A 7,534-nucleotide genomic window follows, 5' to 3' on the forward strand; every position below is an offset into this window, starting at 1 on the left:
GCAAAAGCCTACGTAGACAACAACATGTGTAGTAAAAAAGATATAGAGGAAAAAGTAATTTATCTTATAGATAGTGAGAAAAACAACATAGGTGCTTCAAGTATACCAGATATGTTGCTTCTAAAAGCAAAATGCTATATGGAGGCTAACAAATTTAAAGAAGCGTCAAAATTAATAAGGCAAATATTGTTTAAAGAAGATATAAGTCAAAAATACAAAGATAAAGCCATAGAACTATCAAAAGAACTTATAAAGCTAAAATATGAAAATGAGTTTCCTAATCAAAGTAGAATAAACTTTGTAAACAACACTAAAGAGAATTGAATAAATCCTTCATTCCATCTGATACGAGAATAGGCTTTTTACAGGTATTTTGTAATATAAACTCATTTGCTATCGTATCTTTTTCTTTTAAAAGCCTTGAAACTACGCCTTTTTTTGATTTTGATACGAAAAAGATAAGCTGAGAATTTGATAAGGCTTTGAAGTTTAAAGATATACGAAGCATAGAGTTTGGAGCTAAGCTTATTAGCGTGTTTTCACAAGTTTTTAGAATGTTTTTATCTGGGAAAATAGAAGCGCTGTGCCCATCTTCTCCTATACCAAGTAAAGCTATGTGTATTGGATTTTTCTTAATAATATTTGAAAACTCTTCACAATCTTTTTCAATATCTCCAGTCTTATAAACAGGTTCTATGTTTAGGAATTTAGATATGTTGTGATAGTTGCTATTCTCATCGTCGTTTGGGACATACCTTTCATCTGTTAGGAAAAATTTAAAATTGGGAAATTGATAACCTGACATAAGCTTATAAAGGTATAAAGGGGTGGACCCACCGGCTAAGGCTATATTTAACTTAAGTTTTTTGGCTTTTAAGAAAAACCTTAGTAAAAAATAAGATGAAGATTCCAACGAGTCAAAGTCATAAACTCTTATAAAATCTAAAAGATATACCATTGTCTATTGTCTTTGTTTATAAGCATATCAGCCGATTTTGGTCCGTAAGAACCTACTTCGTAAAGGTCTACATCTTTTTGTTCTTTCCATATATCTAAAAGTGGTTGATACAAAGCCCATGCAAGCTCTACCTCGTCTTCTCTTAAAAATAGCGTTTGATTTGAGTTTATTATATCCAAAATAAGCGTCTCGTAAGCTTCTGAGGCCGTCTGGTTGTTTTCCATGCTCATAGACACTTCCAATGGACAAGATAGAAAATCAGAGTTTGGGGCTCTTATATCAAGCCTTAACTCAATATTTGTAATAGGTGCTATCTTTATTACTATCTTGTTTTCTTTTGGCTCACAACCTATGAGTTTGGCAAAGGATGTAGGCATATTTTTAAGCACTATCACTATTTGGGTCGCCTTTGTTTTTAGCTTTTTACCAGTCCTAAGATAAAATGGGACTCCGTGCCATCTCAAGTTGTCTATATGGAGTTTAACAGCGGCAAAAGTCTCTGTTTTTGAGCCAGGTTTTACGCCTGGTTCCATTGTATACCCTTCGTATCTTCCAAGCACCACATCCTTTATGTCTGGTGGTCTTACAGATTTTAAAACCTTCACCTTTTCGTTTCTTATTTCTTCTGCATCTATGCAACATGGGGGTTCCATAGCTATAAAGGTTGCCATTTGGGTAAGATGATTTTGTATCATATCTTTAAAAGCCCCAAACTTATCGTAATAAGCGCTTCTTCCTTCTATACCTATATCTTCCAAGGCTGATATTTGAACATGGTCTATAAAATTTTTATTCCAAATACCTTCAAATATGTAATTGGCAAATCTAAAGCTAAATATGTTTTGCACCGCCTCTTTACCTAAAAAGTGGTCAATCCTGTAAATCTCTTTTTCTAAGAAAAACGTATGCAAAAGGTTGTTTAGACGTTTAGCAGAATCTAAATCGTACCCAAATGGTTTTTCCACAACAATTTTTCTTTTATTGGGCATATCAAGAAGCACATGGCCTATATTTTTTATAGCAGACTCAAATAGATTTGGGGGAATAGCTAAGTAAAATATTATTTCATCTTTTTCTATGCTTTTAATAAAATTAAAATCTTTTGAATTTGTAACATCTACGTTTATATAATCGCATATAGAAGCGTAATCTTCCCCAAACAAAGACTTAATTTTTGGTATAAACTCATCCCTACTAGATTCTCTTGAGCAAGATATCACCTTTTTAGGGGAGATTTTACCTTCTTTGTATAGCTTAGCAAGGCTAGGGTGTATCTTTTTCCAAGCTAAATCGCCGTTTCCACCAAATAAGACAAAAACAAAGTTATTCATTTTTCTTAAACTTATGCTGTCCAAATTCGTATCTTAAGGCTGCTAATAGCCTATCTCTAAAACTCTCTTGTTCTCTTGAGCGAAACCTCATAAAAAGTGCGTTTGATATCGATGGCATAGGAACTCCTTCGTTTACAGCCTCTAACACACTCCATCTTCCTTCTCCGGTATCTTCCACATAAGGTTTTATATCTTCCAAAAGCCCAAAATCACACAAAGCTTTATAGGTTAAATCCATAAGCCAAGATGCCACTACACTCCCTTTTGTCCACACCCTCACAGCTTCTTTTAAATCTACATCAGGTTTTGAAACCCTTATAAGATCAAGCCCTTCAGCAATACTTTCCATCATGCCGTATTCAACAGCGTTGTGAACCATTTTAACAAAGTGTCCCATACCAGGCCCACCCATATAACCAAAACCAACCCCTTCGTTTGCCAAATCCTTAAGTATAGGGCTTATAAAATCAAAATCTTCTTTATCTCCACCCACCATCAAAGAAAAACCCCTCTCATAACCCCAAACCCCACCAGAAGTCCCCACATCTAAAAACTTTATAGATTTTTCTTTTAAAAAGTTATACCTTCTTATAGAATCTTTATAGTAAGAATTTCCACCATCTATAACAATATCACCCTCTTTTAAATAAGGCAAAGCCTCGTTTATCACATCATCTACAGCGGTTTGAGGCACCATAATCCACAAAATCCTTCTATCATCACCAAAAGCCTCAAACATCTCTTTGTAAGTGGCAAAGCACTTTACTCCGTAAGAAGAAGCTTCTTTGGTGCAGTGAAGATTTCTATCAAATCCAAAAACCTCGTGTCCTCTTTCTTTTAACCTTCTTGAAAGACCAAGCCCCATTCTCCCAAGCCCTGAGAAAGCTATCTTCATAAACACCTCCTAAATATAATCTAAAATCTTTTATAATTAAATATATGCCAAAAAGGAAGAAAAGTATAACTATTTTAGAAGCAAGATACTACCACAATGACAACCCTACAATAGACGGACATGCTAAGATGATAGTAAAGTTTTGTGAGCTTTTAAAAAATGACTTCAACATAAACCTTATAACTACATTTAAACCCTTATACAACGAAGTAAAAAATATAGAAGGTGTAGATAGCGTCCTAACAAAATACGACGAAGTAAAAGATTTCAAAGATATAATATTAGAATCAGATATAATGCTACTTACCAAACCAGATTACATGTTTTACCATCCAAATACCTATGTATGGATCCAAGCAAATTATGCATCGTTAGAGTTCAACATAGAAGCTTTAAGAAAATGGTCAGACAATTATTTTAAACATCCTTATATTAAAAAAATAATATTTGTATCTCCTGTTATAGAAGAAACTTTTCTATCAAAAGACCTTGTACCACATGACAAATCAATAGTTATACCAAACTGGATTGAAAATATAGAAAAGAAACCAAAAAGATATGAAGATATAAAAGAGTTTAAGATAGGATGGGTTTCTAGGCTTTTAGAGGAAAAGGGTTGGAGAGATTTGGTAGAGGCTTTGAAAGATACAGATATAAAAGCGGATTTCTTAGGAGATGGTGATGATTTAGAAAAAGCAACAAGTCTTAAAACATCTCTAAACCTAAACAACATAAGCTTTTTAGGTTTTGTAAAAAATCCTATAGAATATCTAAAACAAAACGCTTCAATCTTTGTTTTTACATCAAAAGCTAACTACGAGGCAATGCCGCTATCTTTACTAGAAGCGATGTCTATAGGTATACCATGTATATCAAGCAACATATCACAAGCAAGATATATTTTAGGGGAGAAAGGATTGTTTTACAATACAATAGATGAGTTAAAAGCTCTTATCTTAGAGCTTAAGAACAATAAAGCTTTATACAACGAACAAGCTAAATATTCACTAGAAAGAGCTAAGTTATTTCATAAAGACAATATTAAAAAGATGTGGAAGGATATTGTTAATTAATAAGGAATTAAAATCCATGGAGAATTCCAATTGAATCCTTTTATGTGATGTATTAAATGAATTAAATTTATATCACTCAACACATAAAAAATAGAAATGGTCCTACGTTATCTATATTATACCTTTTATCACCTTTTTAAGCTCAAAATCTTGCATACTCTTACTTATATAATTTATTATCTCTTTTGCCTCTTGTTTGTTTTCTTTAAAGTAATTTGCTTTTTCTACGATATCTTCTATAGAAAACCCGCTTATATACTCGCCGTATTTACCAAACATATCTTCAAGTATTGGTTTATAGTCTGTTATAAACATGGTTTTGTTGCTAAAAGCCTCAAAAAATCTTTTATTTAGTGTATCTGATATTATATCACTTAGTCCTATTATTATATTTTTAGAGTTCATAATGGTTTTTATATCTTTTGGATGTATAACAACTGGAAAATCTCTTGTTTTTGAAATGGTACTAAGGGCTACTCTAAACACCATCTCATCATCAAAATCTATCAATCCAAAATGCTTTATGCTGTTGTCGTTGAATTTTAAAGCGTAAGCTCCCATATAAAGATAATCGTAGAAGTATTCTCTCAAATCCTGAAGAGCTATATCCTCTTTTAGAGCTTTTAAAGAAGTCCTAAAGTTTGATAGTTTTTTAATAAAAAAATCTGTTATAGAATTATCGGCATAGGTTTTATGAATAGAACATTCAGATAAAAATAACACCTTAGAACCTTTTGAATTTTTTTCTACGTTATCTTTTACAAAATATCCGTAAAAATGCCTTGCATCCAAAGACTTATCTTTTAAAAATTCAACAACTCTATTGTCTGTGGATAAATAAATAGTTTTTGATGGAGAAAACTTATTGAAAATATCGTTTAATTTTTTCAAAACATCATCTTTTTTGTCTTTTTTATCTTTAAACTGATTTATCAAATCTTCAAACGTTGATTCTCTGTCTATAAACACTATCCTTGAAGATATGTAGTTTAGATAGGTTTTTTGTTTTAGGTTTTTAAAATCTGTAAATACTATATCAATACCTATATTTGAAAGAGTAGTTAGGATTGTGTCTTTTTTAGAGTTGTAATCTTGTTCTGGTATAAAAGCTGTATATATACTACAATCAAGTTCTTTGAAAGTATTATAAAAATTATGAAGCTCTTGAGTGGGAGAATTTTTATCTTTATCAAAAGCCAAAAAAACTTTTAATTTTTTACCAGCGTTCAACTCTATTATATCAAAATCAGAGTTTTTTGAGCTTTTAGTATAAAAACTAATATCTTTATACTTATCAGCCACAAGATACTCATATTGCATAGCACTAAACGTATCAAGATGATGTCTTAAATTTATATCTTCATTTACAACAGCCACCAAAAAAGCACCTTGCAAAGAGTTTATGGCATCTCTTAAAAACGTGTTGTGAGCAACTTGGTCTTCCAAGGATACCGATTTACCAAACACAGATTCATATTCATAAATATTTGCAGGTGTTTCATAAATTTTAAAGCTTTTAAAATATTTTGAAAGTATAAAACTAAGCTCTTCTTTTGAATACTCAATTACATTTTGCTTTACCACGCCCAAATCAAATATATCTGTGCCTTTTTTGACGAAGTTGTAAACTCTATTTTTGTTTGCAAAAATTATCAAAGCTTTTTTATCTTTTAACTTTTCAAAATCTATATTTTTGTAAAATCCATCTGTAATTATGATGTTGTTAGATGTTTCATTTATAGTTATATCTAAAGCATCTTTTAAAATCTCTTCATAAAGGGCTTTATCGTATCCTTCTATCTTTAATACTTTATTTTTTAAAGCAAACTCTCTTATAAAATAGTATATGTTGTGCCTAAACTTATAAAAATACAAATGAGCACTTCCTATATAATCGTTTACAATTTTACTTTTGTAATAATAACTATAAATCTCTTCAAAGTTTGGTGGTAAAATTACCTCTTCTTTATCTTGCTCTACAAGTCTGTCATGGTTCATTAAATTTGGATTTTCTACAAGCTTTTCTAAAGATTTAAAGGTTTCTAAAAGCTCAATTCTATCTATAAACTTAAAACAAGGTGAATAATCATCCTCTTGTTTTTTTAGCTCCTTTAAAACTCTTGCCTCTGGACAAGGTGTATTTAAAGCGTGTATTCTACAAGGACTTGAGCATTTTAAACCTACATACCTTGCATTTACTCCTTTTATATATGGGACTTTATAATCATAAACGGCTTCAAAAGAAGAAGCACCTAAAACCACCAAAGTAGGCACTCCAAGTCTGCCACGTCCCCCTATACCCACTCCTATATGGGCTACCGATGTTTCAGCGCTTATTAAAATATCCAATATACTTACATAATGAACAAGATGCTCCACATCTTTCACATAGGAAGATACATCTATTATAAAAGGATATTTTTCAAAATACTCTTTGGCAAGCTCCTTACCAGCTTCTGTGTAAGCAGATACTATAGTGTATCTATCTTTTGCATAGTTTAAAACGATATCCAAAACATCTGGTGGTATCCTTCTATGTATAGAACTTGCTTCAAAATGAACTCCTAAAATAGGCCTGCCTTTGGATAAGTCTTTTATCTTGTTAATATTTTCTATTACTTCAGGATTATTAGATAAGCTTATATCCGGTTTTTTATCTTTCTCATAAAAGCTAAAAACTTTTTCATCGAAAAGCGAAGCAAGATAATCTGGTACAAATTGATTGTCAAAACCAACGGTAGACACATGAGCTGTAAGATCAAATATATAATCAAATTTATCTATTACATCTATGCTTATTGGATTTGGCACAAGTTCATCTATATATGGGTTGTTTAAAAGTAGTTTGTTGTCTTTTTTATGCTCGTATCCTATATATACACCACTGTAAGCTCTTTTTATAGCTTTTAAAATAGGTAAAAAGTGAATACTATCCCCAAGAGCAAAGGCAGTCACTACAAGAAGTTTTTTATTGGTTAAATCAACACCTTTTCTATATATCTTATTTGTTGGTATTTCAAATTTTCTATGGACAACGTTTGATTTATCTACATCAAGATAAGATATATAATACTTATCTCTTTCTAAATTTCCGTATTCATACTCTTTTATAGATTGTTTTATAAGAGATTTTGATATTTTCATTAAAATATTATATAAAACTCCCCTCCGCGGGGGAGAGAATGAATATTACATAGATGTACAGCCAGCACCGCTTGCATCAGATGTGCATATACCAGTACCAGTAGCTATACCTTTTTTCACTACACAAGTGCAA

The 7,534-nt window shown here is 31.4% G+C and carries 5 protein-coding genes and 1 pseudogene; 2 read left to right on the forward strand and 4 right to left on the reverse strand.

The features are described 5' to 3' along the window. Positions 1-324 (forward strand): annotated as a pseudogene (locus tag ACP5S8_RS07220) (tetratricopeptide repeat protein); the annotation flags it as partial. On the opposite strand, the gene ACP5S8_RS07225 reads toward ACP5S8_RS07220, so the two are convergent. From ACP5S8_RS07225 to gnd, 3 genes are read right to left on the reverse strand one after another with little or no spacing between them, the layout of a single operon-like run. Beyond that, positions 311-958 (reverse strand): 6-phosphogluconolactonase, encoded by a 648-nt coding sequence (locus tag ACP5S8_RS07225; RefSeq protein ID WP_461876297.1) that lies wholly within the window; start codon positions 956-958, stop codon positions 311-313. The pseudogene ACP5S8_RS07220 and the gene ACP5S8_RS07225 sit on opposite strands and share 14 nt — an antisense overlap. Beyond that, the gene (gene zwf / locus ACP5S8_RS07230; RefSeq protein WP_461876298.1) at positions 943-2,289 is read right to left on the reverse strand and encodes a glucose-6-phosphate dehydrogenase; all 1,347 of its coding nucleotides are present in this window, start codon (positions 2,287-2,289) and stop codon (positions 943-945) included. Before zwf ends, ACP5S8_RS07225 begins: the two co-directional genes overlap by 16 nt. Continuing rightward, on the reverse strand, positions 2,282-3,184 hold the full coding sequence (gene gnd / locus ACP5S8_RS07235; protein ID WP_461871182.1) for a phosphogluconate dehydrogenase (NAD(+)-dependent, decarboxylating): 903 nt from the start codon (positions 3,182-3,184) through the stop codon (positions 2,282-2,284). The genes zwf and gnd overlap by 8 nt, the downstream gene beginning before the upstream one ends. 44 nt (positions 3,185-3,228) lie before the next feature. On the opposite strand from gnd, the gene ACP5S8_RS07240 reads away from it, so the two are divergent. Next, positions 3,229-4,257, forward strand: coding sequence for a glycosyltransferase (locus ACP5S8_RS07240; protein WP_461876299.1), 1,029 nt, complete (start codon positions 3,229-3,231; stop codon positions 4,255-4,257). Positions 4,258-4,368: 111 nt separating this feature from the next. Here the strand turns inward: ACP5S8_RS07240 and ACP5S8_RS07245 are convergent, their stop codons facing one another. Beyond that, positions 4,369-7,401, reverse strand: a complete 3,033-nt coding sequence (locus ACP5S8_RS07245) for a glycosyltransferase family protein (RefSeq protein ID WP_461876300.1) — start codon at positions 7,399-7,401, stop codon at positions 4,369-4,371. Between the last annotated feature and the right edge of the window lie 133 nt (positions 7,402-7,534).

Source organism: Hydrogenobaculum sp. (assembly GCF_049967395.1).
Lineage (GTDB): Bacteria > Aquificota > Aquificia > Aquificales > Aquificaceae > Hydrogenobaculum.

Bases quoted from the DNA above. Each gene is read 5' to 3' on its own strand.
- gnd (WP_461871182.1), bottom strand. From the start codon at position 3,184: ATGAAGATAGCTTTCTCAGGGCTTGGGAGAATGGGGCTTGGTCTTTCA.
- ACP5S8_RS07245 (WP_461876300.1), bottom strand. From the start codon at position 7,401: ATGAAAATATCAAAATCTCTTATAAAACAATCTATAAAAGAGTATGAA.
- ACP5S8_RS07240 (WP_461876299.1), top strand. From the start codon at position 3,229: ATGCCAAAAAGGAAGAAAAGTATAACTATTTTAGAAGCAAGATACTAC.
- zwf (WP_461876298.1), bottom strand. From the start codon at position 2,289: ATGAATAACTTTGTTTTTGTCTTATTTGGTGGAAACGGCGATTTAGCT.
- ACP5S8_RS07225 (WP_461876297.1), bottom strand. From the start codon at position 958: ATGGTATATCTTTTAGATTTTATAAGAGTTTATGACTTTGACTCGTTG.